This is a genomic window from Janibacter sp. UYMM211, from assembly GCF_040547045.1.
Classification (GTDB): domain Bacteria; phylum Actinomycetota; class Actinomycetes; order Actinomycetales; family Dermatophilaceae; genus Marihabitans; species Marihabitans melonis.
Genome location: NZ_JBEPOY010000001.1, coordinates 83,999 through 106,529, shown reverse-complemented (window position 1 = coordinate 106,529; position 22,531 = coordinate 83,999). Strand labels below are relative to the sequence as shown.

At 74.0% G+C, this 22,531-nt stretch carries 23 protein-coding genes; 15 read left to right on the top strand and 8 right to left on the bottom strand.

Annotated features, from left to right (window positions below):
- Positions 1-11 precede the first annotated feature (11 nt).
- The 4 genes from ABIB53_RS00515 to ABIB53_RS00500 are packed head-to-tail and all read left to right on the top strand — an operon-like array spanning position 12 to position 4,120.
- Complete coding sequence (locus tag ABIB53_RS00515; RefSeq protein WP_068275300.1) at positions 12-821, top strand: lysophospholipid acyltransferase family protein; 810 nt, start codon at positions 12-14, stop codon at positions 819-821.
- Positions 822-832: 11 nt separating this feature from the next.
- Positions 833-2,068 carry a MacS family sensor histidine kinase gene (macS, locus tag ABIB53_RS00510; RefSeq protein ID WP_354586685.1) on the top strand — a complete coding sequence of 412 codons (1,236 nt, stop codon included), beginning with the start codon at positions 833-835 and terminating at the stop codon, positions 2,066-2,068.
- On the top strand, positions 2,065-2,742 hold the full coding sequence (locus ABIB53_RS00505; protein ID WP_201467158.1) for a response regulator: 678 nt from the start codon (positions 2,065-2,067) through the stop codon (positions 2,740-2,742). The genes macS and ABIB53_RS00505 overlap by 4 nt, the downstream gene beginning before the upstream one ends.
- A gap of 28 nt (positions 2,743-2,770) precedes the next feature.
- Positions 2,771-4,120, top strand: coding sequence for a class II 3-deoxy-7-phosphoheptulonate synthase (locus tag ABIB53_RS00500; protein ID WP_372456483.1), 1,350 nt, complete (start codon positions 2,771-2,773; stop codon positions 4,118-4,120).
- 24 nt (positions 4,121-4,144) lie between these two features.
- Here ABIB53_RS00500 and ABIB53_RS00495 read toward each other — a convergent pair whose 3' ends face one another.
- From ABIB53_RS00495 to ABIB53_RS00480, 4 genes are read right to left on the bottom strand one after another with little or no spacing between them, the layout of a single operon-like run.
- On the bottom strand, positions 4,145-4,522 hold the full coding sequence (locus ABIB53_RS00495; protein ID WP_354586683.1) for an SRPBCC family protein: 378 nt from the start codon (positions 4,520-4,522) through the stop codon (positions 4,145-4,147).
- A gap of 2 nt (positions 4,523-4,524) precedes the next feature.
- A complete protein-coding gene (locus ABIB53_RS00490; RefSeq protein ID WP_354586682.1) occupies positions 4,525-4,962 on the bottom strand; it encodes a DUF2177 family protein in 438 nt (145 codons plus the stop codon).
- Between the two features lie 20 nt (positions 4,963-4,982).
- The gene (gene pknB / locus ABIB53_RS00485) at positions 4,983-6,929 is read right to left on the bottom strand and encodes a Stk1 family PASTA domain-containing Ser/Thr kinase (protein WP_354586681.1); all 1,947 of its coding nucleotides are present in this window, start codon (positions 6,927-6,929) and stop codon (positions 4,983-4,985) included.
- Positions 6,930-6,933: 4 nt separating this feature from the next.
- Positions 6,934-8,064: a LysM peptidoglycan-binding domain-containing protein gene (locus ABIB53_RS00480; protein ID WP_354586680.1), complete on the bottom strand. Its 1,131-nt coding sequence runs from the start codon at positions 8,062-8,064 to the stop codon at positions 6,934-6,936.
- 245 nt (positions 8,065-8,309) lie between these two features.
- Between ABIB53_RS00480 and ABIB53_RS00475 the strand changes: the two genes are divergently transcribed.
- On the top strand, positions 8,310-8,726 hold the full coding sequence (locus ABIB53_RS00475) for an Rv2175c family DNA-binding protein (protein ID WP_354586679.1): 417 nt from the start codon (positions 8,310-8,312) through the stop codon (positions 8,724-8,726).
- A gap of 22 nt (positions 8,727-8,748) precedes the next feature.
- Here ABIB53_RS00475 and ABIB53_RS00470 read toward each other — a convergent pair whose 3' ends face one another.
- Positions 8,749-9,267: an alpha/beta fold hydrolase gene (locus tag ABIB53_RS00470; protein ID WP_354586678.1), complete on the bottom strand. Its 519-nt coding sequence runs from the start codon at positions 9,265-9,267 to the stop codon at positions 8,749-8,751.
- Between the two features lie 16 nt (positions 9,268-9,283).
- Positions 9,284-10,375: a polyprenyl synthetase family protein gene (locus tag ABIB53_RS00465; RefSeq protein WP_354586677.1), complete on the bottom strand. Its 1,092-nt coding sequence runs from the start codon at positions 10,373-10,375 to the stop codon at positions 9,284-9,286.
- Positions 10,376-10,497: 122 nt separating this feature from the next.
- Here ABIB53_RS00465 and metF point away from each other — a divergent pair, with 122 nt between their 5' ends.
- The 6 genes from metF to ABIB53_RS00435 all read left to right on the top strand — a co-directional run bounded on the left by metF (position 10,498) and on the right by ABIB53_RS00435 (position 14,926).
- A complete protein-coding gene (gene metF, locus ABIB53_RS00460; RefSeq protein ID WP_354586676.1) occupies positions 10,498-11,394 on the top strand; it encodes a methylenetetrahydrofolate reductase [NAD(P)H] in 897 nt (298 codons plus the stop codon).
- Positions 11,395-11,524: 130 nt separating this feature from the next.
- Positions 11,525-11,800, top strand: coding sequence for a DUF6504 family protein (locus ABIB53_RS00455; RefSeq protein WP_354586675.1), 276 nt, complete (start codon positions 11,525-11,527; stop codon positions 11,798-11,800).
- Between the two features lie 17 nt (positions 11,801-11,817).
- Entirely contained in the window at positions 11,818-12,267 is a 450-nt protein-coding gene (locus ABIB53_RS00450; protein ID WP_354586674.1) for an SAV_6107 family HEPN domain-containing protein, read from the top strand.
- A 91-nt stretch (positions 12,268-12,358) separates the two neighbouring features.
- On the top strand, positions 12,359-13,135 hold the full coding sequence (locus ABIB53_RS00445; RefSeq protein WP_123092002.1) for a methyltransferase domain-containing protein: 777 nt from the start codon (positions 12,359-12,361) through the stop codon (positions 13,133-13,135).
- A 24-nt stretch (positions 13,136-13,159) separates the two neighbouring features.
- Positions 13,160-14,413: a DNA polymerase IV gene (locus tag ABIB53_RS00440; protein ID WP_354586673.1), complete on the top strand. Its 1,254-nt coding sequence runs from the start codon at positions 13,160-13,162 to the stop codon at positions 14,411-14,413.
- A gap of 45 nt (positions 14,414-14,458) precedes the next feature.
- Complete coding sequence (locus ABIB53_RS00435; RefSeq protein WP_354586672.1) at positions 14,459-14,926, top strand: SCO2097 family morphological protein; 468 nt, start codon at positions 14,459-14,461, stop codon at positions 14,924-14,926.
- 178 nt (positions 14,927-15,104) lie between these two features.
- On the opposite strand, the gene ABIB53_RS00430 is transcribed toward ABIB53_RS00435, so the two are convergent.
- Both ABIB53_RS00430 and ABIB53_RS00425 read right to left on the bottom strand, forming a co-directional pair.
- Positions 15,105-15,632 carry a DUF456 domain-containing protein gene (locus ABIB53_RS00430; protein ID WP_229299039.1) on the bottom strand — a complete coding sequence of 176 codons (528 nt, stop codon included), beginning with the start codon at positions 15,630-15,632 and terminating at the stop codon, positions 15,105-15,107.
- Between the two features lie 2 nt (positions 15,633-15,634).
- On the bottom strand, positions 15,635-15,856 hold the full coding sequence (locus ABIB53_RS00425) for a DUF7455 domain-containing protein (protein ID WP_123091918.1): 222 nt from the start codon (positions 15,854-15,856) through the stop codon (positions 15,635-15,637).
- A 285-nt stretch (positions 15,857-16,141) separates the two neighbouring features.
- Here ABIB53_RS00425 and ABIB53_RS00420 point away from each other — a divergent pair, with 285 nt between their 5' ends.
- The 4 genes from ABIB53_RS00420 to ABIB53_RS00405 all read left to right on the top strand — a co-directional run bounded on the left by ABIB53_RS00420 (position 16,142) and on the right by ABIB53_RS00405 (position 22,530).
- Positions 16,142-18,298 carry a DNA gyrase/topoisomerase IV subunit B gene (locus tag ABIB53_RS00420; protein WP_191564013.1) on the top strand — a complete coding sequence of 719 codons (2,157 nt, stop codon included), beginning with the start codon at positions 16,142-16,144 and terminating at the stop codon, positions 18,296-18,298.
- 3 nt (positions 18,299-18,301) lie between these two features.
- Positions 18,302-19,429 carry a M20 family metallopeptidase gene (locus ABIB53_RS00415; protein ID WP_354586671.1) on the top strand — a complete coding sequence of 376 codons (1,128 nt, stop codon included), beginning with the start codon at positions 18,302-18,304 and terminating at the stop codon, positions 19,427-19,429.
- Complete coding sequence (locus tag ABIB53_RS00410; RefSeq protein ID WP_354586670.1) at positions 19,419-20,840, top strand: aminotransferase class I/II-fold pyridoxal phosphate-dependent enzyme; 1,422 nt, start codon at positions 19,419-19,421, stop codon at positions 20,838-20,840. Before ABIB53_RS00415 ends, ABIB53_RS00410 begins: the two co-directional genes overlap by 11 nt.
- Positions 20,841-21,072: 232 nt before the next feature.
- Positions 21,073-22,530 (top strand): APC family permease, encoded by a 1,458-nt coding sequence (locus tag ABIB53_RS00405; protein WP_201467147.1) that lies wholly within the window; start codon positions 21,073-21,075, stop codon positions 22,528-22,530.
- Position 22,531 lies beyond the last annotated feature (1 nt).

Here is a 22,531-nt window from a genome sequence, read left to right as displayed (position 1 = left end):
GGGAAGCACCGTTGCTCTACTGGATACTCAAGCGAGTCGTCCTCGGCCCGTTGCTCCGGGTGCTCTTCCGGCCCCAGGTCGAGGGGCTCGAGCACGTCCCCGCCGACGGCGCGGCCATCCTCGCGAGCAACCACCTGTCCTTCTCGGACTCGATCTTCCTGCCGCTCGTCGTCGACCGACGAGTGACCTTCCTCGCCAAGGCCGACTACTTCACCGGCACCGGGGTCAAGGGCCGGCTCACCGCCTTCTTCTTCCGGGCCGTCGGCCAGCTGCCCATCGACCGCTCCGGTGGCAAGGCGAGCGAGGCGGCGCTGCGCTCCGGCCTGCGGGTGCTCGAGCGCGGTGAGCTGCTCGGTCTCTACCCGGAGGGGACGCGCTCGCCGGACTCGCGCCTCTACCGCGGGCGCACGGGGGTCGCCCGCATGGCCCTCACCGCCGGGGTGCCCGTCATCCCGGTCGCGATGATCGACACCGACAAGGCCCAGCCCACGGGCCAGCTCGTCCCGAACATCATGAGGATCGGCGTGCGCATCGGGGCCCCGCTCGACTTCTCGCGCTACGAGGGCATGGAGGGCGACCGCTTCGTCCTGCGCTCGGTGACCGACGAGATCATGTACGAGCTCATGCAGCTCTCCGAGCAGGAGTACGTCGACATGTACGCGACGGCGATGAAGGAGCGCCTGCTCACCCGCGCCCGCAACCGGGCGCGCCAGCTGCAGGAGGCGGCCAAGCCCGGCCGGGCCGCCAAGGAGCTCGAGGAGGCCCTCGACGCGGCTGACCAGCCCCAGGGGACCCCGTCGCCCTGGGCCGAGGGCTCCTGAGGCAGGCAGAGGTGCCCCCCGCCGTGCCGGCCACCCGGTACGCCCCCTCGCCCCTCATCGACTCCGCCGCGGGCCGTGGCCTGGCGATCTACCGGCTGCTGTCCCTGGTCTACGCGAGCGTCGTCGTGTGGACCCACCGCGCCGACCTCGACGCCCCGTGGGTGGCGGTCGCCGTGCTCCTCGTGCTCCTCGCGTGGTCGCTCGTCGCGCCGCTGCTGCCCCGCCCCACCCGCCTGGCGATCGTCGTCGAGACCGCGATCGCCGTCGGCGCGGTCCTCGCGACGAACCTCGCCTACAGCCCCGACGCCGTGGCCGGCGGGGTGCCGACGATCCCCACGAACTGGTCGGCGAGCGCGGTCATGGCCGGTGCCCTGTACTCCGGCATCCGCGGCGGGCTGCTCGTCGCCGTCGTCGTCGCCGCCTCCAACCTCGTGCAGGCCGAGCCCGACAGCGCGCTGACCTACCACAACATCGTCCTGCTCCTCCTGCTCGGCGCCCTCGTGGGGCTGGCCGTCAACCTCGCCCGGGAGTCGCAGGTGCGCCTCGAGGCCGCGATCACCGCCTCGGAGCGGCTCGCCGAGCGCGAGCGGATCGGGCGCCAGGTGCACGACGGCGTCCTGCAGGCCCTCGCCCTCATCAACCGGCGGGGCCGCGAGATCGGGGGGGAGTCGCTCGCCCTCGCCGAGCTCGCCGCCGACCAGGAGCGGGCCCTGCGCACCCTCATCACGCGGGTCGAGCCCGCGCTCCTCGACGCGGCCCACCCGGACGTGCACGGCGGGCGGGGGCACGTCCCCTTCGCCACGTCCCCCGCGACCGTGTCCCGTGACGAGCACGACGACCGGGCCGATCTCGCCAGCCGGCTGGCCGAGCGACGCACCGCGGCCGTCGAGGTCGTCCTGCCGGCCCGCACGGTCGTGCTGCCGGCCCACCACGTCGACGAGATCGACGCCGCCGTCGCCGCCGCGCTCGACAACGTCGAGCGGCACGCGGGGGAGGGCGCGCGGGCCTGGGTCCTGCTCGACGACACGGGCGAGGAGGTCGTCGTCACCGTGCGCGACAACGGCGCCGGCATGACCGACGAGCGTCTCGCCGAGGCCGCCGACCAGGGCCGTCTGGGCTGCTCGTCCTCGATCGCAGGACGCGTGCGCGACCTCGGGGGCAGCGCGGGCTGGAGGTCACGACCCGGCTCCGGGTGCACCGTGACCCTGCGTGTGCCGCGTCCCGACGTGGCAGGCTCACGGCCATGAGCGAGCAGCCGACCACCGTCCTCGTCGCCGACGACCACCCGCTGTGGCGGGACGCCCTCGTCGCCGATCTCGAGGACCACGGGCTGCGCGTCGTCGGCACCGCCGGCGACGGGCCCTCCACGGTCGCCCGGACCCGGGCGACGACGCCGGACGTCCTCGTCCTCGACCTCAACCTGCCGGGCCTGCGCGGCGACGAGGTGTGCGCCGCCATCGCCGACCTGCCGACCCGGATCCTCATCCTCTCCGCGTCCGGCGAGGAGCGCGACGTCCTCGCGACGATCAAGGCGGGGGCGTCGGGCTACCTCGTGAAGTCCGCCTCCGGCGAGGAGATCCGCCGCGCCGTGCACGAGACGGCGCAGGGCCAGGCCGTCTTCACCCCCGGTCTGGCCGGGATGGTGCTCGGCGAGTTCCGCGACATGAAGGCCCGCTCGGGGCAGCCCGAGCCGGAGCCGAAGGGGCAGGGCAGCCCGGTCCCCGAGCTCACCGAGCGCGAGACCGAGATCCTGCGCTACGTCGCGATGGGCATGACCGCCAAGGAGATCGCCGCCGACCTCGTCCTCTCGCACCGCACGGTGCAGAACCACGTGCAGAACATCCTCGGCAAGCTCCACCTGCACAACCGGGTCGAGCTCACGCGCTTCGCGATCAGCCGCGGCTTGGACACCCCGGGCTGAGCTCTGCGGCGGTACCTAGACTGTGCCGGTGACCACCGCAGCACCTTCCGCTCAGATCCGCGCGGCCCTGTCCGCAGACCTGCCCGCCGCGCAGCAGCCGACCTGGCCCGACCAGGCCGCGCTCGCCGACGTCGTGGCGACCCTCGAGAGCTACCCCCCGCTCGTCTTCGCGGGGGAGTGCGACGACCTGCGCGACCGGCTCGCGTCCGCCGCCATCGGCGAGGCCTTCGTGCTCCAGGGCGGCGACTGCGCGGAGACCTTCGTCAACGCGACCGCCGACAACATCCGTGACCGCGTCAAGACGATCCTGCAGATGGCCGCCGTCCTCACCTACGGCGCCGGCATGCCCGTCGTGAAGATCGGGCGCATGGCCGGGCAGTACGCCAAGCCCCGCAGCAAGGACACCGAGACCCGCGAGGGCGTCGAGCTGCCGGCCTACCGCGGCGACATGGTCAACGACTTCGAGTTCACCCCGGAGGCCCGTCGCCCCGACCCCCAGCGCCTCCTGCGCGGCTACCACAGCAGCGCCGCGACGATGAACCTCGTGCGCGCCTTCACCCGCGGGGGCTTCGCCGACCTGCGCCACGTCCACGACTGGAACCGCGGCTTCGTCGCCAACGCCGCCAACGCCCGCTACGAGGGCCTGGCGCGCGACATCGACAAGGCGATGAAGTTCATGGCCGCGTGCGGCGTCGACTTCGACGCGCTCAAGGGCACCGAGTTCTGGTCTGCCCACGAGGCGCTCCTCCTCGACTACGAGCGCCCGATGACCCGGGTCGACTCGCGCACCGGCGACCTCTACAACACCTCCGGCCACTTCGTGTGGGTCGGCGAGCGCACGCGCCAGACCGACCACGCGCACCTCGACTTCGTCTCGCGCATCCGCAACCCCATCGGCCTCAAGGTCAGCGACAAGCTCGCCCCCGAGGACCTGCTCGGCATCATCGACCGGCTCGACCCGCGTCGCGAGCCCGGCCGCCTCACGCTCATCACCCGCATGGGCGCCGGCCGGATCCGCGAGGCGCTCCCGCCGCTGCTCGAGGCGGTCAAGACGAGCGGCTCGATGGTCACGTGGATCTGCGACCCGATGCACGGCAACACCTTCGAGTCGGCGTCGGGCTACAAGACCCGCGACTTCGACGACGTCGTCGACGAGGTCCGCGGCTTCTTCCACGCCCACCGCGAGGTCGGCACCGTGCCCGGCGGCATCCACGTCGAGCTCACCGGCAACGACGTCACCGAGTGCCTCGGCGGCGCCGAGCGGATCCTCGACGAGGACCTCAACAAGCGCTACGAGAGCGTGTGCGACCCGCGTCTGAACCACCAGCAGAGCCTCGAGCTGTCCTTCCTCGTCGCGGAGATGCTCAGCGCCCGCTGAGCACCCCCCGGGGGCTGAGCCCGCTCAGCCCCCGACGAGGCGGCGCAGCGCGCTGCCGGCCAGCGGCCGGTAGATCGCGACGACCGGCGCCGGGAGGTGCACGTCGGCCCAGGCCGTCGTGCCCTCCGGCCCCTCGTCGACGCCGTGGTCGAGGCGCACCCCGACCGGGCCGACCCCGACCCACCAGGACCACCGGCGCGCGACGTCGTCCCTCTTCAGGATCGTGTACGGCACGAAGCTGACGAGCGGCCCGAGGACGACCCCGCGGTCACCAGGGCGGATCTCGCCCTCAGGACGCACCCGGCGGATGTGCGGCGCCCACGTCGGCCAGGCCTCGCGGGTCACGTAGCGCGACCACGCCGTGCTCGCCGGGGCCGGCCCGGTGGCGCTGATCCGGCTCACCATCACGCACCCACCCGTCGCGAGGCCGCGTGGGCCGCGGCCGCGGTCGCGGCCGTGAGCACCCCGCCCCAGACCGTGTCGACGACGGCGAGCCGCACCGGCCACCCCTGCACGATCGCGAGGTCGGTGAAGCCGAAGGTCGCGTACGCGGCGACGCCGAGCACCGCCCCCTTCGCCGCGGCGGTCCCGGTCGTGCCGGTGTCGAGCTCGGGGCGCACGACGAGCACGGTGACCGCGACGGCGTAGACGACGTAGAAGACCCCGGCCGCCCAGCCGACGACCGGGTCGGCGAGGAGGTCGCCGAGCCCGTCCTCGTACAGGCCCCGCGCCACGAGCGAGATCCACAGCGCGTCGAGGACGCCGAGGACCACCGCGGTGGCCGCGAGGGGGACGAGCCAGCGGCGGGGCCGGCTCACGGGAGGGCGCGGGTCGGGCGTCATGACCCCAGTGTGGGGCCGGATCACACGACGAGGATGGTGACGGTGCTCCCCTTCGGCACGCTCGTCCCGGCGCGCGGGCTCGTCGCGCGCACCTGGTCCAGCGGGCTGCCGAAGAACCGCTGGACCTTGACCGCGAGCCCGGCGCCCTCGAGGGCGGTCGTCGCGTCGGTCTCGCTCTTGCCCTCGACGTCGGGGATCGTCACCATGACCGGTCCCTTGGACACCGCGAGCGTCACGGTGTCGCCACGCACGCCGGTGCCGCCGCTGGCGGGGTCCTGCGAGACGACCGACCCCTTCGGCACGGACTGGTCGTTGACGTCCGCCGCCCGCTCGACGACGAAGCCGGCCTCCTCCAGCGTGGTCTTCGCGCTCTCGTAGGGCTGACCGGTGACGGAGGGGATGGCGACGGGCTGCGGGCCCTTCGAGAGCACGAGGGCGACCTTCGCGTCGCGGCGCATCTTCGTGCCGGTCGTCGGGTCCGTGCGGATGACCTGGCCCTGCGGCACGGACTCGTGGTGCTCGCTCGTCGTCGAGCCGACGACGAGGTGGTCGCGGGCCAGGCGGGCGCTCGCCGCGTCCTTCGTCAGGCGGGTGAGGTAGGGCACCTCGTAGCGCTCCGGCCCCTTCGAGAAGGTCACGACGACCTCGTCGCCGCGCCGCCCCTCCTGGCCGGCGGCCGGGGTCGAGCCGATGGCGACGCCGGGGGCGACGTCCTCGTCGAAGGCCTGCTTCGTGCTCAGCCGCAGGTCGGCGCCCGTGAGGCGCGCCTCGACGGTGCTCGCGTCGGCGCCGGCGACCTCGGGCACCGTGGTGCGCTGGCCGAGCGTGCCCCACCACAGACCTCCGGCGAGCGCGGCGACGAGCAGGGCGAGACCGATGAGGGCGAAGGGGGAGCGGCGTCGCGCCGGCGGGTCCTGCGGCCCGGTCGCGAGGTCGGTCGCGGTGGTGGGGCTCGTGCGCGTCGCCTCGGTCGCCCCCGACCGCTCGGCCCGGGCGCCCACGACGTCGGGTCGGCGCGAGCCGCCGGCGGTCGCGTCGAGCAGCGCCGTCTCGTCGCTGCGGGTGCTGCGCTCGTGCGCGCTGCCCGGTGCCGGCCGCGCGTCGAGCTCGGCGTCGCCGAGCTGCCGACGCACGCGGGTCACGAGCCCGAGGTAGGTCGAGGCGTCCCGAGGACGCTCGTCGGGGTCCCGCGCGACCGCCGCGGCGACGAGCTCGTCGAGGGCGACGGGCACGTCGGGGCGGGTGGTGCGCAGGCTCGGGAGGTCGCCGTGCACGTGCTGGAAGGCGACGTGGATCGGGGTCTCGCCGTCGACGGCCTTGCGGCCGGTGAGCATCTCGAAGAGGAGCAGGCCGGCGGCGTAGACATCGCTGCGCGGGTCGGCGATGCCGCGCTCGACCTGCTCGGGCGACAGATAGCTCACCGTGCCGAGGAGCACCCCGGTCGTGCCGGTCGCGGTCTGCGAGGAGACGGCCCGGGCGAGCCCGAAGTCGGCGACCTTGACCGTGCCGTCGTCGCGGATGAGGACGTTCTCGGGCTTGACGTCGCGGTGGACGAGGCCGGCGTCGTGCGCGGCGGCCAGTCCGGCGAGGACCGGCTCGAGGAGGTCGAGCGCCGCGCGGGGGCTCAGCGCCCCCTCGGTGCGCAGCACCTCGCGCAGGGTCTGCCCGGGCACGTGCTCCATGACGAGGAAGACGAGGCCGTCGCTCTCGCCCTGGTCGTGGACGCCGACGACGTGCGGGTGCGCCAGGCGGGCCGCGCTGCGGGCCTCACGCCGGAAGCGGGAGACGAAGGTGTCGTCGGCCGCGAGGTCGGGGCGCATGACCTTGATCGCGACATCGCGCTCGAGACGGGTGTCGAGCCCGCGGTACACCGAGGCCATGCCGCCGTCGGCGAGGTGCTCGAGCACGCGGTAGCGCCCGTCGAGCGTGATGCCGACGAGGTCCTCGACGCCGCTGCGTGCCCCCATGACCTCACATTGTGGCGCGCAGTGCCTGCACGTTCTTCACGTACCCCCGCGTGTCGGCGTACATCCCGTGCTTCTGCACCGAGCCCAGCCCCTGGTAGTACCCGGCGATCGCCTGCGAGTCGCTCGACGCCATCCGGGTCAGCTGCTGCAGGAGCACGACGCCGGCGGTGATGTTGTCGTCGGTGTCGAGCAGGTCGAGGCGGCGCCCGACGAGGCCCGAGGTCCAGTCGCCCGAGGACGGGATGACCTGCATGACGCCGACGGCGTTGGCGACGGAGACCTGGCGCTGGTCCCACCCGGACTCCTGGTAGGAGATCGCGAGGGCGAGCGAGGGGTCGACGCCGTAGCGCTGGGCGGTCGCGACGATCTTCGCGCGGACCTGCGAGCGGCTCGGCACCGGGCGTCCGGCGAGGGTCTGACGGTTGCGGCTGGCCGCGGAGACGATCTCGCTGGGGTAGGTGCGCCCGGCGAAGGTGTTGTGGTCGAACCCAGCCCCGCCGGTCGTCGTCGCAGCGGGGCGGCTCGTGCCGGCGACGCGCAGGCGCTGACCGGGGTAGATGAAGGAGCGGGCGGACAGCCCGTTGATCTTGGCCAGGCGCGTCACCGACATGCCGTGCTGGGAGGCGATGCCCGACAGCGTCTGGCCGGCGGCCACGGTGTGGCGCGACCCGCTGGTGCGGGCGGCCGGACGCTTCGCGGGGCGTGCGGCGGTGCCGTGCACGCGCAGCGTCTGACCCGGGTGGATGAAGGACTCGCTGGAGACGCCGTTGAGGGAGGCGAGGCGCCCGACGGACATGCCGTGGCGCGCCGCGATGCCGTAGAGGGTGTCGCCGCTGCGCACGGTGTACCCGCGGGTCGCGGCGCTGCGGGCGGGCTTCGCCGCGGGGCTCGAGGCGCCGCCGGAGGGGATGCGCAGGTGCTGACCGGGGTAGATGAAGCCCGCGTCGAGCTGGTTGTGCCGGCGCAGCGCGCCGACGCTCGTGCCGTAGCGCTCGGCGATGTCGTAGAGGGTCTCGCCGCTGCGCACGGTGTGGGTGCGGCCGGCCCGCTCCTCGCTGTGCACGGAGGCCGGCAGCGCGGGCAGGTCGAGCGCGGGCGGGACGGTGGCAGGGGGGACGACGATCGGCAGGACCATGGTGCTCTCCTCGGTACCCGAGGTCACTCGCCGAGGGCGGTGGTCGCGACGTCGGTCGAAGGGGGTGGCGCGTCGCGTCCGCGAGCCGGTGGCGACCGTCGGGACTGTGTGTGGCGGGTGTGGCGTGTGCTGACTCGTGTGAATCGTTCGCGCGAGACGCTACCCCAGCTCGGCCGACCTCGCGCGGCGACGCGAGGCCCGGTGCGGCGTGCGGACGGGGGCCCGGGCTCTGGGAGACTGGTGCGATGAGCACCGAGCAGCCCCAGGACCTCGCCCAGCCGGGCGCCCCCGTCCCCGGTCACGACGCCCTCGAGGACCTCGTCGGGGAGTGGCTCGCGATCCCCGACGTCGCGCAGCGGCTCGGTGTCCGTCTCACCGACGTGCGCCGGATGATCGAGGAGGGCGACCTCGTCGCCGTCCGGGTCGGCGAGCGCCGCGTGCTGCAGGTGCCGGCGGTCTTCGTCGACGACGACGGCCCGCTCCCGGCGCTGCGCGGCACCTTCACCGTGCTGCGCGACGCCCGGATGAGCGACGACGAGGTCGTCGCCTGGCTCTTCGCCCGCGACGAGACGCTGCCCGGGGGCGCGACCACCCCGGTCGAGGCCATCCGCGCGGGCTTCAAGACCGAGGTGCGCCGCCGGGCGATGGAAGAGGCGCTCTAGCCGGTCGGTCCGCCCCGCGCCGTCACGGCGCGAGCGAGAGCGACCCGACGACGACCGTGGTCGCGTCGCCCATCAGCTGGTGACCGCCGCGGTCGTGCAGGACCCGCCGCGCGGCCGGGAGCCGTGCGCTCAGCAGGTCGAGGTGCCCGGCGGGCACCACCTCGTCGTCGGCGCAGTGGTGCAGGGTGACCCGCAGCGCGGGGTCGAGCCGCTCTGCGGCGTCGTCCGGCAGCGCGTAGTCGGCGACGTCCCACCCCTTCGGCCCCCAGTCCGGCGCGGCGAGCAGCACGAGGTGGTCGACGCCGAGGTCGGCCTGGGTCGCCATGCGCAGCACGGTCGACCCGCCGAAGGAGTGGCCGACGACCGTGCGCACCTGCGGGGTGATCGCGTCGCGGACGCACGCGGCCCACGCGTCGTGGCTCATGTCCTCGTCGGGCAGCCGCGGGGCGAGGACGGGCTCGGCGAGCCCCTCCCGCAGGGCGCGCACGAGGACCTGGTCCTCGTCGTGCCCGCCGGCCCCGTGGAGGAAGAGCAGCGCCACCCCCTCAGGGTAGGGGTCAGGCGGTGCGCGCGGTGGCGAGCTCGACGAGCTCGGCGAGGGCCTCGACCGCCTCGGGCCGCGACCCCGGCAGGCCCGCGACCTCGTCCAGAGCAGCGCGCGAGGCGTCGACGAGCCGGGTGATCTCGGCCTCGACCTCGGCCACCGCGCCGGTGCTCGTCAACAGCTCGCGGAAGCGCGCCACCTGCGTGTCGTCGAGCTCGGGGTCGCCGAGGTGCTCCTCGAGCCAGGCCCGCTGCGCGACGTCGGCGGCCAGCCAGGCCCGGGCGACGAGGACCGTGCGCTTGCCCTCGCGCAGGTCGTCGCCCGCCGGCTTGCCCGTCTCGTCGGGGTCGCCGAAGACGCCGAGGAGGTCGTCGCGCAGCTGGAAGGCCTCGCCGAGCGCGAGCCCGTGGCGCGAGAGCGCCTCGCGCGTCGCCGGCGAGGCTCCCGCGGCGGCCGCGCCGATGAGCAGGGGGTGCTCGACGGAGTACTTCGCGCTCTTGTAGCGCAGCACCCGCCGGGCCCGCTCGACGCGCTCTGCGCCGTCGGCGGCCGACCACGGCTGCATCGACTCGACGACGTCGATGAACTGGCCGGCCATGAGCTGGGTGCGCATCCGCTCGAGGACCTCCCACGCCGCGGCGAGACGGTCGGCCGGCAGGCCCGAGCGCACGACGAGGTCGTCGCACCAGTCGAGGCAGAGGTTGCCGGCGAGGATCGCCCCGGACAGGCCGAAGCGGTCGGCGTCGCCGCGCCACCCGCGCTGCGCGTGCGCGGCGGCGAGCGCCCGGTGCGCCGCGGGGGCGCCGCGGCGGGTGTCGGAGTCGTCCATGACGTCGTCGTGGAGGAGGGCCGCGGCCTGGAAGAGCTCCATCGCCGAGGCGAGGGCCACCGGCACGTGCCCGTCCTCGCCGCCCCCCGCGCGCCAGCCCCAGTAGGCGAAGGCGGCGCGCAGCCGCTTGCCGCCGCGCACGAGCGAGCTGATCGCGTCGATGAGGTCGGCGACGTCCGGACCCATCTCGTCGAGATGACGTTGCTGACGGGCGATCTCGGCGTCGAGCTGGGCCTGGACCCGGCCCCGCAGATCGGCGGCGAAGGGGTCGGGCACGTCGGCTCCTCGAGGGTGGGGTCGGGCGGTGCGGTCGGTGCTGCGAGCGGCGACGTCGGCGGCGGTCTCAGCAGCAGGTACGCGCCAGCCTACGGGCAGGCCCGCGGGCTATGGTCGCCGCCATGACGTCGCCCAGCGCACCCGGCGGGACCATCCCGCAGCGGCTCTCCTCGACGCGTCCCTCGATCAGCTTCGAGTTCATGCCGCCCAAGGACGACGCGGGCGAGGCGGTGCTGTGGGAGGCGATCGCACGCCTCGAGCCCTTCGGCCCCGACTTCGTGTCGGTGACCTACGGCGCGGGCGGCTCGAGCCAGGACCGCACGCTGCGCGTCACCGAGCAGATCGGCCAGCGCACCTCGCTCACCGCGATGGCGCACCTCACGTGCGTCAGCCAGAGCGTCGACGACCTGCGCGAGGTGCTCGCCGGGTACGCCGCCGCCGGCATCGACCACGTCCTCGCCCTGCGCGGAGACCCGCCCGGTGACCCCGGCGGCGAGTGGACCGCGCACCCGCAGGGGCTCGACCACGCCGAGGACCTCGTCGCCCTGGTGCGCGAGGTCGGCGGCTTCGAGGTCGGCGTCGCGGCCTTCCCCGACGTGCACCCGAGCTCGGCCTCGTTGCGCGACGACGTCGAGACCCTCGTGCGCAAGGCCGACGCCGGCGCGAGCTTCGCCGTGACCCAGATGGTCTTCGACGCCGAGTCCTACCTGCGGCTGCGCGACGAGGTCGCCGCCCGCCGCGACCTGCCGATCACCCCCGGTCTCATGCCGGTGACGAGCGTCAAGCAGATCCGGCGGATGGCCCAGCTCATGGGCACGCCCCTGCCCGCGGCCGTCGTCGACCGCCTCCAGGCCGTCGACGGCGATCCCGCGGCGGTGCGGGCCGTGGGCGTCGAGATCGCCACCGAGCTCGCCGACCGGATGCTCGGGGAGGGCGCCCCGGGCCTGCACCTCATCACGATGAACCGCTCGACGGCGAGCCTCGAGGTGCTGCAGAACCTCTCGCACCTGCGCGCCTGAGCGACCGCTCGGCGCACGCCCCGCCCCCGTGCCCCGGCGGGCTTGACCACCTCGACGTCACCCGCGCTAGTGTGGCCACCAGTTCGAACAGGTGTTCGATCACGGGTGACGGCGACGAGCGGAGGACGCGGTGACGACGCGGGTGGCGGGCGAGAGGTGCGAGGTGCGAGGGGCTCCGGGCGGTGACTCATCGGGTGACGGGGGAGCGCCCCGGGCCTTCCTGTGGAGGGGGCGCCTCCACCGGGTGAGCCGGGTCGTCGACCGCTGGCAGGAGGACTGCCGCGGCGAGGTCTGGCGGGTCTGCGCGAGCTCGGGCCGAGGCGCCGACGAGGTCTTCGACCTGCGGGCGGACCGCGAGGACGGCGGGGCGGCCGTCGCCTGGTCGCTCGTGGCGGCGCGGGGCTGAGGGTGGTCGTGCACGGCATGGCGGACATCGAGCAGGTCGGCCGGCTCCTCGCCGACGCCGCCGACGCCCTCACCGAGGCGCACTGGGTGCGCGAGGCCCCCGAGCGGCTCGCCGCTACCCGGCTCGGCACGCTGCGGGTGGCCGCCGCGGTCCTCGCGGCACGCGGGCGCCCTGGCCAGGCGGCGGGCAGCCCGAGCAGCACCTGGCAGGTCCTCGCCCGGGTCGCCCCCGAGCTCTCGGAGTGGGCGGCGCACCTCGAGCGGGCCGAGCGTCGTCCTCCCGTCGACGTCCGCGGGGTCGACGACCTGCTGCGGGCGGGCGAGGACTTCCTCCTCGTCGCCGCGGCGACGCTCGGGCTGCCGGCTCCGAGCCTGCCGGCCACCCTCGTGCCCGTCAGCCTGAGCAGCACAGGTCTGCCCCCGTCGGGTCTGGGCGGCACCGGGCGCAACGAGGCCGAGGCGTCGTGACCCCGCCTGCGGGGTGGTCGCACCCGTGGGCCGGGCCGAACTAGGGTTGGGGCATCCACGTGCCGCACCCGTGGCGCACGAAGGGAGCACCGTGAGCGACGAACGCCGACCCGCCCGCCGCCGGGGGGTCGAGAGCAACCTGCGGACCGCCGCCGTGTGGTCCGAGGTCTCCACGCTGACCGCCGAGCGGCAGCGCGAGCTCGGCCGTGCCCTGCGCGTCCTCGACCTCGGAGGTGGCACCGGAGGGCTGGCCGTGCCGCTCGCCGAGCAGGGGCACACCGTGACCGTCGTCGACCCGAGCGCCGACGCCCTCGCCTCGCTGCGACGGCGGAGCGCCGAGTCGAGCGCCTCGGCCCGCATCAGCGCCGTCCAGGGCGACGCCGACACCCTCTCGGAGGTGCTCGCCGCCGGCAGCGTCGACCTCGTGTGCTGCCACGGGACCCTCGAGGTCGTCGACGACCCGGACACCACGCTGTGCCGGATCGCCGACGTCCTCGCGCCCGGTGGCTACCTCAGCCTCGTCACGGCGCAGCGCCTGGCCGCCGTCGTCGCCCGGGCGCTCGCCGGTCGCTTCGACCAGGCCCGGGCTGCGCTCGCCAGCCCGGACGGGCGCTGGGGGAGCGGCGACCCGATGCCGCGTCGCTTCGACCAGGGCGACGTCGTGGCCCGGCTCGGTCGGGCCGGCTTCACCGTCGAGGCGATCCACGGCGTGCGCATCTTCAGCGACCTCGTGCCCGGGGCGCTGCTCGACTCCGAGGCTGACCGCGCCGACGTGCTCGCGCTCGAGCAGGCGAGCGTCGCCGACGAGGAGCGCTCGGTGCTCAGCCACCTCGGCTCGCAGCTGCACGCCCTCGCCCGCAAGGACTGACGGCGTGATCCGGGGTGCGCGGCGATGAGCCGGCGGCAGTTCCGGGTCCCCGAGCGCCCGCACGACCGCCCGCTCGACGAGACCGGCTGCGGCGTCATGCACGTCGACATGGACGCCTTCTACGCCTCCGTCACCCTGCGCCACCACCCCGAGCTCGTCGGGACCCCGGTGATCATCGGCGGGGGAGAGCGCGGCGTCGTGCTGTCGGCGACCTACGAGGCCCGCGCCTTCGGCGTGACCTCGGCGATGCCCATGGTCCGGGCCCGACGGCTGTGCCCCCGGGCGACCGTCCTCGCCCCCGACCACCAGGAGTACTCCGCGGTCTCGAAGGGGGTCATGCGGATCTTCGAGGGGATCACCCCCTTCGTCGAGCCGATCAGCCTCGACGAGGCCTTCCTCGACGTCTCGGGGGCCACGCGCCTGCTCGGGGCACCGACGGCGATCGCGGAGCGGATCCGCGCCCAGGTGCGGGCCGAGCAGGGGATCACCTGCTCCGTCGGCATCGCGAGCACGAAGTTCGTCGCCAAGCTCGCGTCGGGCCTGGCCAAGCCCGACGGGGTCCTGCTCGTGCCGGCCGACGAGGTCGTCGACTTCGTCCAGCAGCTCCCGGTCGGCGCGCTGTGGGGCGTGGGCGACCGCACGGAGGAGACGCTGGCCCGGCTCGGGCTGCGCACCGTCGCCGACATCGCCCGGACCCCGCGTGAGCAGCTCGTGCGCGACCTCGGCGCCGCGACCGGCGCCCACCTGCACGACCTCGCGTGGGGCCGGGACCCGCGCCACGTCCAGCCCGTGCACCGCGAGCGCAGCATCGGCCACGAGCGCACCTTCTCCAGCGACGTCGGGGACCCGGAGGTCGTGCGCCGGGTGCTCCTCGGCCTGGCCGAGAAGGCTGCCGCACGACTGCGTGCGCAGGCTCTCGTCGGGCGCACGGTGAGCATCAAGGTGCGCTTCTCGGACTTCACGACGATCACCCGGTCGCGCTCGCTGTCCACCCCGACCGACGTCAGCCGCGACATCTACGCCGTCGCCCGCGAGCTCTACGACGGCCAGGGGGTGCAGAAGGCGCGGATCCGGCTCGTCGGGGTCCGGGTCGAGGGGCTGAGCGACTCTGCGAGCACCCCTGTCCAGGGTCTGCTCGACGAGCCCGAGCACGGCTGGCGCGACGCGGACCGCGCGGTGGACCGGGCCTCCGCGCGCTTCGGCACGGGCAGCGTGCAGCCCGCCAGCCTGATCAGGGGTGGCCGGTCTACCACGAGCGGCGAGCGCGACCTAGACTGATCGGTACCGACCAAGGTCGTGGGTCGCAGACGTGCAGGAGGATCAGTGGCTCTGTCAGAGCGCGAGCAGCAGATGCTCGAGGAGATGGAACAGGCCCTCTACGCGGAGGACCCACGCTTCGCGACGAGCATGAAGGGCGGGCCCCTCGGGGGTGACCTGCGCCGCCGTCGCATCATCGGCGCCGTCGGCGTCGTCGCCGGTCTCGGTCTCGTCCTCCTTGGGGTCTCGACCTCGGTGTGGGTCGGCGTCGTCGGCTTCGTCGTCATCGTCGCCTCTCTCGCCGTGGCCCTCGCGCCGCGCCGCGAGGGCGGGCTCCAGGCCGTGCAGGCCGACGGCTCGCTCGGCGCCCCGCGCACGCCCGGCGGTCGCGTCCCCCGGGGCGCGCGTGCCGGACGACCGGCGAAGGGGGCCGCACGACCCGGTCGGGCCGCCCGCCCCCAGAAGTCCGGGACCTTCATGCAGCGTCTCGAGCAGCGCTGGGAGCAGCGCCGTCACGGCGGCAGCGGGTACTGATCTTCAGGAGGTGCTGATCACCAGGGGGTGCTGATCGCCTCGGCAGCCTCGACTGCTGCACACGCACGACGAGCCGGGCCCTGTCGGGCCCGGCTCGTGCGCGTCGTGCGACCGGTCTGCCGTGCGGGTCAGGTGGGCGGACCGCCGTCCGGGTCAGGCGGACGGGACGCCCTGCGGCTCAGACGGAGTGGCTCACGATGCCGACGCCCCAGGTGATCGCGATGAGCATCGCGGCGCTCAGCTCGACACCCATGCTGCGCAGCACGCCCTTGAGGGCAGAGCGGGTCGCGGCCCACGCCCGCTGGCCGTCGCGGTAGCGCGAGAGCTCGACGAGGTAGATCCCGGCGACGAAGAAGAGCGGCGCCCCGACGACCGGGACGACGAAGAAGCCGACGACCGCGGCCGCGAGGCCGAGGAGGATGGTGGCCCCGCCCACCCCTTCGGCCTTCATCTTGCGGCCGGGGATGGTGATCTGGAGCACGACGGCGAGCAGGTAGATCGCGGCGGCGACGCCGAAGGTCACCCAGGCGCGGGTGCCGCCGACCTCGAGGGCCCAGACGAGCACCGTGCCGAGGCAGATGATGAGGCCGGGCAGGATCGGGAAGACGATCCCGAAAACCCCCACGGCGAAGAGGGGGACGAGCAGCCACAGAGCGGCCGGCGTGGCATCAGGTGCCACGCCGGCCAGGTCGAGCAGACCGGTCACGCTCAGCGCTCGTCGTCAGCGGCGAGAGCCGGCGTCACCTCGAGTCGCTCGCTCTGGTCGTCGATGTCGGCCAGGTCGCGCAGCTTGGGCAGGTGCTCACGTCCGTGGTGGGCGCAGAAGAAGAGCTCACCGCCGGCGTGGAGCCGGGCGCGGACGTAGGCCTGAGCCCCGCAGCGGTCGCAGCGGTCGGCCGCGGTCAGGGGGGAGACCAGGGTCGCGTTCACGTCGTTCCTTCTTTCGGTGACACTTGCTCGAGACCGGGGGGTCTCGAGGTGTCCAACAGTCAAGCACGCCAATCCCTTCCCGAGGGGCATCGGCCGCGTGAGGCGCGTCCCTTGTCCAGGCTCCGGGACGGCTCCGCGCCGTCGAGGGGCCGGCCGAGGTGACCGCCGAGGGGTGGCCGGGGGTCCCCCTTCGCGCGCCTGCTCGGGTTGTCAGAGGGGCCGGACTACCCTGCCTGTGGCGGGTGCATCCACCCCGCCGACCGAGCCGAAGGACGTACCGACCCCGTGCCAGCCGCGACCAGGACCGCCGCCAAGAGGGCGAGCAGCAAGACCGCCCAGGACTACACCGCGCACCACCTCCAGGTGCTCGAGGGGCTCGAGGCGGTCCGCAAGCGGCCCGGCATGTACATCGGCAGCACCGACAGCCGCGGTCTCATGCACTGCCTGTGGGAGATCATCGACAACGCCGTCGACGAGGCCCTGGGCGGCCACGGCGACCGGATCGACGTCGTCCTGCACCGTGACGGCTCCGTCGAGGTCCGCGACCAGGCGCGCGGCATCCCCGTCGACATCGAGCCGCGCACGGGGCTCACCGGTGTCGAGGTCGTCTTCACCAAGCTGCACGCGGGCGGCAAGTTCGGCGGGGGCAGCTACACCGCGTCCGGCGGGCTGCACGGCGTCGGAGCCTCCGTCGTCAACGCGCTCTCGGCGCGGCTCGACGTCGAGGTCGACCGGGCGGGCAAGACCTACGCGATGTCCTTCCGCCGCGGAGAGCCCGGTGTCTTCTCCGACGTCGCGGGCTCGGAGGGCGCGAAGGACCCCGAGCACGACTTCACGCCGTACGAGAAGGGCAGCGAGCTCGCCGTCGTCGGCAAGGCGAAGCGGGGCGCCACCGGCACCCGGATCCGCTACTGGGCCGACCCCCACATCTTCCCCACCGAGTCCGGCTTCGACTACGACGCGCTCGTCGCCCGGGCCCGGCAGACCTCCTTCCTCGTGCCCGGGCTCACCCTCGTCATCCGTGACGAGCGCCGCCTGCCCGGGACGAAGGGGGAGGACGGCCCGGTCGAGGAGGTCTTCGTCCACGACGGCGGCATCGCCGAGTTCGTCGACTTCCTCGCCCCCGACCCCGCGGTCACGGACGTGTGGCGGCTCCAGGGCAGCGGCACCTTCACCGAGACCGTCCCCGTGCTCGACGCCTCGGGGCACATGTCCCCGACCGAGGTCGAGCGCGAGTGCGGTGTCGACATCGCGCTGCGGTGGGGCACCGGCTACGACACCCGGGTGTCGAGCTTCGTCAACATCATCGCGACGCCGAAGGGCGGTACGCACCTCACCGGCTTCGACCAGGCGCTGCTCAAGGTCTTCCGCAAGCAGCTCGAGGTCAACGCGCGCAAGCTCAAGGTCGGCTCGGACAAGGTCGAGAAGGACGACGTGCTCGCCGGCATGACGGCCGTCGTCACCGTCCGCCTCGCCGAGCCGCAGTTCGAGGGCCAGACCAAGGAGGTGCTCGGCACGTCGGCGGTGCGCACCATCGTCGCCAAGGTCGTCGAGACCGAGCTCACGGCGCAGCTGACGAGCACGAAGCGGGGCGAGAAGCAGCAGTCCGCCCAGCTGCTCGAGAAGGTCGTCGCCGAGATGAAGTCGCGCATCAGCGCGCGGGTGCACAAGGAGACGCAGCGCCGCAAGAACGCGCTCGAGAGCTCGACCCTGCCGCCGAAGCTGCGCGACTGCCGCAGCAACGACGTCGAGGCGACCGAGCTCTTCATCGTCGAGGGCGACTCGGCGATGGGCACGGCCAAGGAGGCCCGCAACAGCGAGTTCCAGGCGCTGCTGCCGATCCGGGGCAAGATCCTCAACGTCCAGAAGGCCGCGATCGGCGACATGCTCAAGAACGCCGAGTGCGCCTCGATCATCCAGGTCATCGGCGCGGGCTCGGGGCGCTCCTTCGACCTCGACGCGGCCCGCTACGGCAAGGTCGTCATCATGACCGACGCCGACGTCGACGGCGCCCACATCCGCACGCTGCTGCTCACCCTCTTCTTCAACCACATGCGGCCGCTCGTCGCGGCCGGGCGGGTCTACGCCGCGGTGCCCCCGCTGCACCGCATCGAGGTCGTGCACCCCGGGTCGAAGAAGAACGAGCTCATCTACACCTACTCCGAGGCCGAGATGCGCTCGACGCTCGCCGGCCTGCAGAAGAAGGGCCGCTCGATCAAGCAGCCCATCCAGCGCTACAAGGGCCTGGGCGAGATGGACGCAGACCAGCTCGCCGAGACGACGATGGACCCCGCCTACCGCACGCTGCGCCGGGTCACGCTCGCCGACGTCGACGCGGTCGCCGAGGTCTTCGAGCTGCTCATGGGCAAGGACGTCGACCCGCGTCGTGAGTTCATCGTCTCCTCGGCCAGCGAGCTCGACCGCGAGCGCATCGACGCCTAGGCCATGACGGACCCGGGGCCCGCGGCGGTCGCGCTGCTCGAGCAGCTCGTCGCCGTCGACAGCGTCAACCCGGGGCTCGTGCCCGGAGCTGCGGGTGAGGGGCCCGCGGTCGCGCACCTGCGCGACCGGCTCGAGGCCGCCGGTCTGGTGACGACCGTCGTCCCGGCACCGGGGCCGGACGACCGGCCGAGCCTCGTCGCCATGCCCCGCGGGGGCGAGGACCTGCCCACCGTTGTGCTCAACGGACATCTCGACACCGTGGGGGTGGGCGGGATGGACGCGCCCTTCGAGCCACGCGTCGAGGGCGACCGCCTGCTCGGCCGCGGTGCTGCGGACATGAAGGGCGGCATCGCCGCGGTCGTGGCGGTGGCCGAGCACCTCGTCGCCTCCGGGGCGCCGGTGCGACCCGTCCTCGCGCTCGTCGCCGACGAGGAGGACGCGAGTCTCGGCAGCCGGGCCGTCATCGACGCCCTGCGGCAGTGGGGCGTCCGGCCGGACGTGTGCCTCGTCGCCGAGCCCACGCACCTCGCCCTGTGCCGCTCGCTGCGCGGCTTCGCCGTCGTCAGGGTCGAGCTGCCCGGGCGCGCCGCGCACAGCTCGCAGGCCGAGCTGGGCGTCAACGCCGTGACCCACCTCGGTCGTCTCCTGCACGCCGTGGACGCACGCGCCGACGCCGTACGTGCGGCCGGCGGCGACCTCATGGTGACCGTCGTCAGCGGGGGGTCGTCCCCCTTCGTCGTCCCGGACCGGGCGTCGTGCGTCGTCGAGATGCGGCTGCCCCCGGACCGGGGGAGCGAGGAGGCGCTCGACGAGGTCCGGGCGCTCCTCGACCCCGCGTGGGGCGCGACCGTCGAGCTCGTCGCGCACCGCGACGGCTGGCGGCTCGACGCCGACGGGCCGGCCGCCGAGCTCGCGCGACGGCTGGGCGGGGCGCTCGGCACGGACGCGACCTTCGACGCGCCGTACTGGATGGAGGCGCCGATGTGGCAGCAGCTGTGCCCGACGCTCGTGTGCGGGCCGTCGGGCGGCGGGCTCCACGCCGTCGACGAGTGGGTCGACCTGCGTCAGGTGCGAGCGCTCGCCAGGACCCTCGGCGACGTCCTCGTCGGGTGGGCGCGCGATGCCGGCTGACCCCCGCGGCCTGCGCGCCGACGCGCCCCTGCTCGACGCGTGGCTGCGCCAGCGCGAGCACCCGCCCACGCCCTTCACCATCCCCGGCCACAAGCAGCGCACCGATCTCGTCGGCGACGTCGTCGCCGGTGACGTGCCGCTCTACGCCGGCCTCGACACGATGAAGCTCACGACGGGTGTGCTCGTCGAAGCCGAGCGGCGGGCCGCCCGGCTGTGGGGGGCCGACGTGTGCCGCTTCTCCACCGGTGGCGCGACGCACGCCAACCAGGCGGCGGTGCTCGCCGTGGCCGGGGACGGCGACGAGGTCGTCGTCAGCCGGACGCTGCACCGCTCCGTGCTCGTCGGGCTCGTCCTCGCAGGTCTCACGCCCGTGTGGGTGCGGCCCGACGTCGACGCGACCACAGGACTGCCGGCCGGGGTCTCGCCGTCCAGCGTGCGCCGGGCGCTCGCCGAGCACCCCCGGGCTCGCGCAGTCCTCGTCGGCGACCCGTCGTACGTGGGCACGACCGGCGACGTGGCCGGGCTGGCCGCGGTCGCCCACGAGCACGACGTGCCCCTCGTCGTCGACGCGGCGTGGGCCGCGCACTTCGGCTTCCACCCCGACCTGCCGCAGCACGCCCTGCAGCTGGGGGCCGACCTCGTCGTGACGAGCGCCCACAAGACCCTGCCCGCGTGGAGCCAGGCCGCCCTCGTTCTCGCCCGCACCGAGCGCGTCGACCCGGCCCGGCTCGATGCCGCGGTCGAGGCCGGGGCGACGACGAGCCCCGCGGGCGCGGTGCTCGCGAGCACCGATGCCGCCCGGGCGCTGCTGGAGCGCGACGGCGAGGAGCTGCTCGGTCGCGCGATCGAGGCCACCGCGCGGGTGCGCGACCGGCTCCGGGGGGTCGAGGGGCTCGTCGTGCTCGACGGGCCCGGCGTCGACCCGCTCAAGCTCACCCTCGTCCTCTCCGGTGCCGGGGTCGACGGCAACGCGGTCGAGGCCGACCTCATCGCCCGGGGCATGCCCGTCGAGTCCGCCGACCGCGACGTGCTCGTCGCGGTCGTCTCGCTCGCCGACGACGCCTCGACGCTCGAGCCGCTGGGCGACGCGCTCCTCGCGTCGGTGGGCCGGCACCGGGGCGCGCCGCGCGCCGTCACCGGGCCGGCGATGTACCGCGTCGAGCCGGTCGTCGCGATGTCTCCTCGGGCGGCGTGGTTCGCCCCGCACGAGGCGGTGCCGCTCGCCGCGGCGGTCGGCCGGGTGTGCGCCGAGCTCGTCGCGCCCTACCCGCCCGGCATCCCGGTGCTCGCCCCCGGCGAGCTCGTGACGCAGGACAGCCTCGACGCGCTCGACCAGGCGCGGCGGGCGGGGGTCCGCATCGCCTACGCCGCCGACCCCACCCTCGCCACCCTGCGCGTCGTCTCCCGCTGAGCCGCGGCGAAGGGGGCCTCGAGACCCCTTCGTCAGACCGGTGAGCGCGAATCGCCGCTACGCCTACGTCGTAGCGGCGATTCGCGCTCACCCGCGGCGGTACGTGGTCTCGAGACCGGGGGTCACGAGTGCGACACGCCGGGCGCGACGTTGTTGCCCCGACCGGTGATCTGGGCCACGGTTAGCCACACTCCGGACGTCCGTCTGCGAGCACGCACACCTGGGAGGCCACATGTCCGAGACCGCCACGTCGGACCCCGGTACCGGGGAGGAGCGCACCGAGCTGCGCCGGGTGATGGGGCCCAAGCTCCTCCTGCTCTTCATCGTCGGCGACATCCTCGGCACCGGCGTCTACGCGCTGACCGGACAGGTCGCGGCAGAGATCGGCGGCGCCGCCTGGGCGCCCTTCCTCGCGGCCTTCGTCGTGGCGACGATCACCGCCTTCTCCTACCTCGAGCTCGTGACGAAGTACCCGCAGGCCGGTGGAGCCGCCACCTTCATCCACAAGGCCTTCGGCATCCACTTCGTCACCTTCATCGTCGCCTTCGCCGTCATGTGTTCCGGCATCACCTCGGCCTCCACCGCGTCGAACGCCTTCGCCGGCTTCCTGCGCGACGGCATCGGTGCCGACTGGGCGGCCGGCTCGACGCCGCTGCTGCTCATCGCGCTCGGCTTCATGGCCCTCGTCGCGGCGATCAACTTCCGCGGCGTCGGCGAGAGCGTCAAGGCCAACGTCGTGCTCACGCTCGTCGAGCTCTCCGGCCTGCTCCTCATCATCTTCATCGGTCTCTACGCCGTCACCCAGGGCAAGGCCGACTTCAGCCGGGTCGTCGTCTTCGAGAGCCCGAGCGACAAGTCGACCTTCTTCGCCGTCACCGCGGCCACGTCGCTGGCCTTCTTCGCGATGGTCGGCTTCGAGGACTCGGTCAACATGGCCGAGGAGACCCAGGACCCCGTGCGGATCTTCCCGAAGGTCATGCTCACCGGCCTGGGCATCACCGGCCTGATCTACGTGCTCGTCGCGATCACCGCGGTCGCGCTCGTGCCGGTCGGCTCGCTCATCGACCCTGACAAGCCCTCGGCGCTCACCCAGGTCGTCGCCGCGGGTGCCCCGGGCATCCCCTTCGACAAGATCTTCCCGTGGATCGGCATGTTCGCCGTGGCGAACTCGGCGCTGATCAACATGCTCATGGCCAGCCGGCTCGTCTACGGCATGGCGCGCCAGGAGGTGCTGCCGCGTCCGCTCGGCATGGTCCACCGCGGCCGCCAGACCCCGTGGCTGGCGATCGTCTTCACGACCGTCCTCGCCTTCGGCCTCATCACCTACGTCGTGCGGGCCAACGGCAGCGAGGAGGGCGCCAGCACGGTCTCGCTGCTCGGCGGCACCACCGCGCTGCTCCTGCTGTGCGTCTTCACCGTCGTCAACATCGCCGTCCTCGTGCTGCGGCGCGACCACGTCGGCCGCGCGCACTTCAACGCGCCGACGGTCCTGCCCGTCATCGGCGCCGTGCTCTGCGCCTTCCTCGCCGGTCCGTGGGCCCGTAGCGAGGAGCAGCAGCAGCAGTACGAGATCGCCGGCGGCCTGCTCGCCGTCGGTGTCGTCCTCTGGGCGATCACCTGGGTGGTCAACCGGGCGGTCTACGGCAAGCGCACCTTCATGCGCGACCCGGAGCACATCGACCACGACTGAT

What these genes read in the sequence shown, in the direction of transcription:
- pknB (WP_354586681.1), bottom strand. Translation starts at nt 6,929, where the DNA reads ATGGGGGCACGCAGCGGCGTCGAGGACCTCGTCGGCATCACGCTCGAC.
- ABIB53_RS00475 (WP_354586679.1), top strand. Translation starts at nt 8,310, where the DNA reads ATGAGCACCGAGCAGCCCCAGGACCTCGCCCAGCCGGGCGCCCCCGTC.
- ABIB53_RS00415 (WP_354586671.1), top strand. Translation starts at nt 18,302, where the DNA reads ATGACGGACCCGGGGCCCGCGGCGGTCGCGCTGCTCGAGCAGCTCGTC.
- ABIB53_RS00490 (WP_354586682.1), bottom strand. Translation starts at nt 4,962, where the DNA reads ATGACGCCCGACCCGCGCCCTCCCGTGAGCCGGCCCCGCCGCTGGCTC.
- ABIB53_RS00450 (WP_354586674.1), top strand. Translation starts at nt 11,818, where the DNA reads ATGGCGGACATCGAGCAGGTCGGCCGGCTCCTCGCCGACGCCGCCGAC.
- ABIB53_RS00405 (WP_201467147.1), top strand. Translation starts at nt 21,073, where the DNA reads ATGTCCGAGACCGCCACGTCGGACCCCGGTACCGGGGAGGAGCGCACC.
- ABIB53_RS00505 (WP_201467158.1), top strand. Translation starts at nt 2,065, where the DNA reads ATGAGCGAGCAGCCGACCACCGTCCTCGTCGCCGACGACCACCCGCTG.
- ABIB53_RS00480 (WP_354586680.1), bottom strand. Translation starts at nt 8,064, where the DNA reads ATGGTCCTGCCGATCGTCGTCCCCCCTGCCACCGTCCCGCCCGCGCTC.
- ABIB53_RS00440 (WP_354586673.1), top strand. Translation starts at nt 13,160, where the DNA reads ATGAGCCGGCGGCAGTTCCGGGTCCCCGAGCGCCCGCACGACCGCCCG.
- metF (WP_354586676.1), top strand. Translation starts at nt 10,498, where the DNA reads ATGACGTCGCCCAGCGCACCCGGCGGGACCATCCCGCAGCGGCTCTCC.
- ABIB53_RS00410 (WP_354586670.1), top strand. Translation starts at nt 19,419, where the DNA reads ATGCCGGCTGACCCCCGCGGCCTGCGCGCCGACGCGCCCCTGCTCGAC.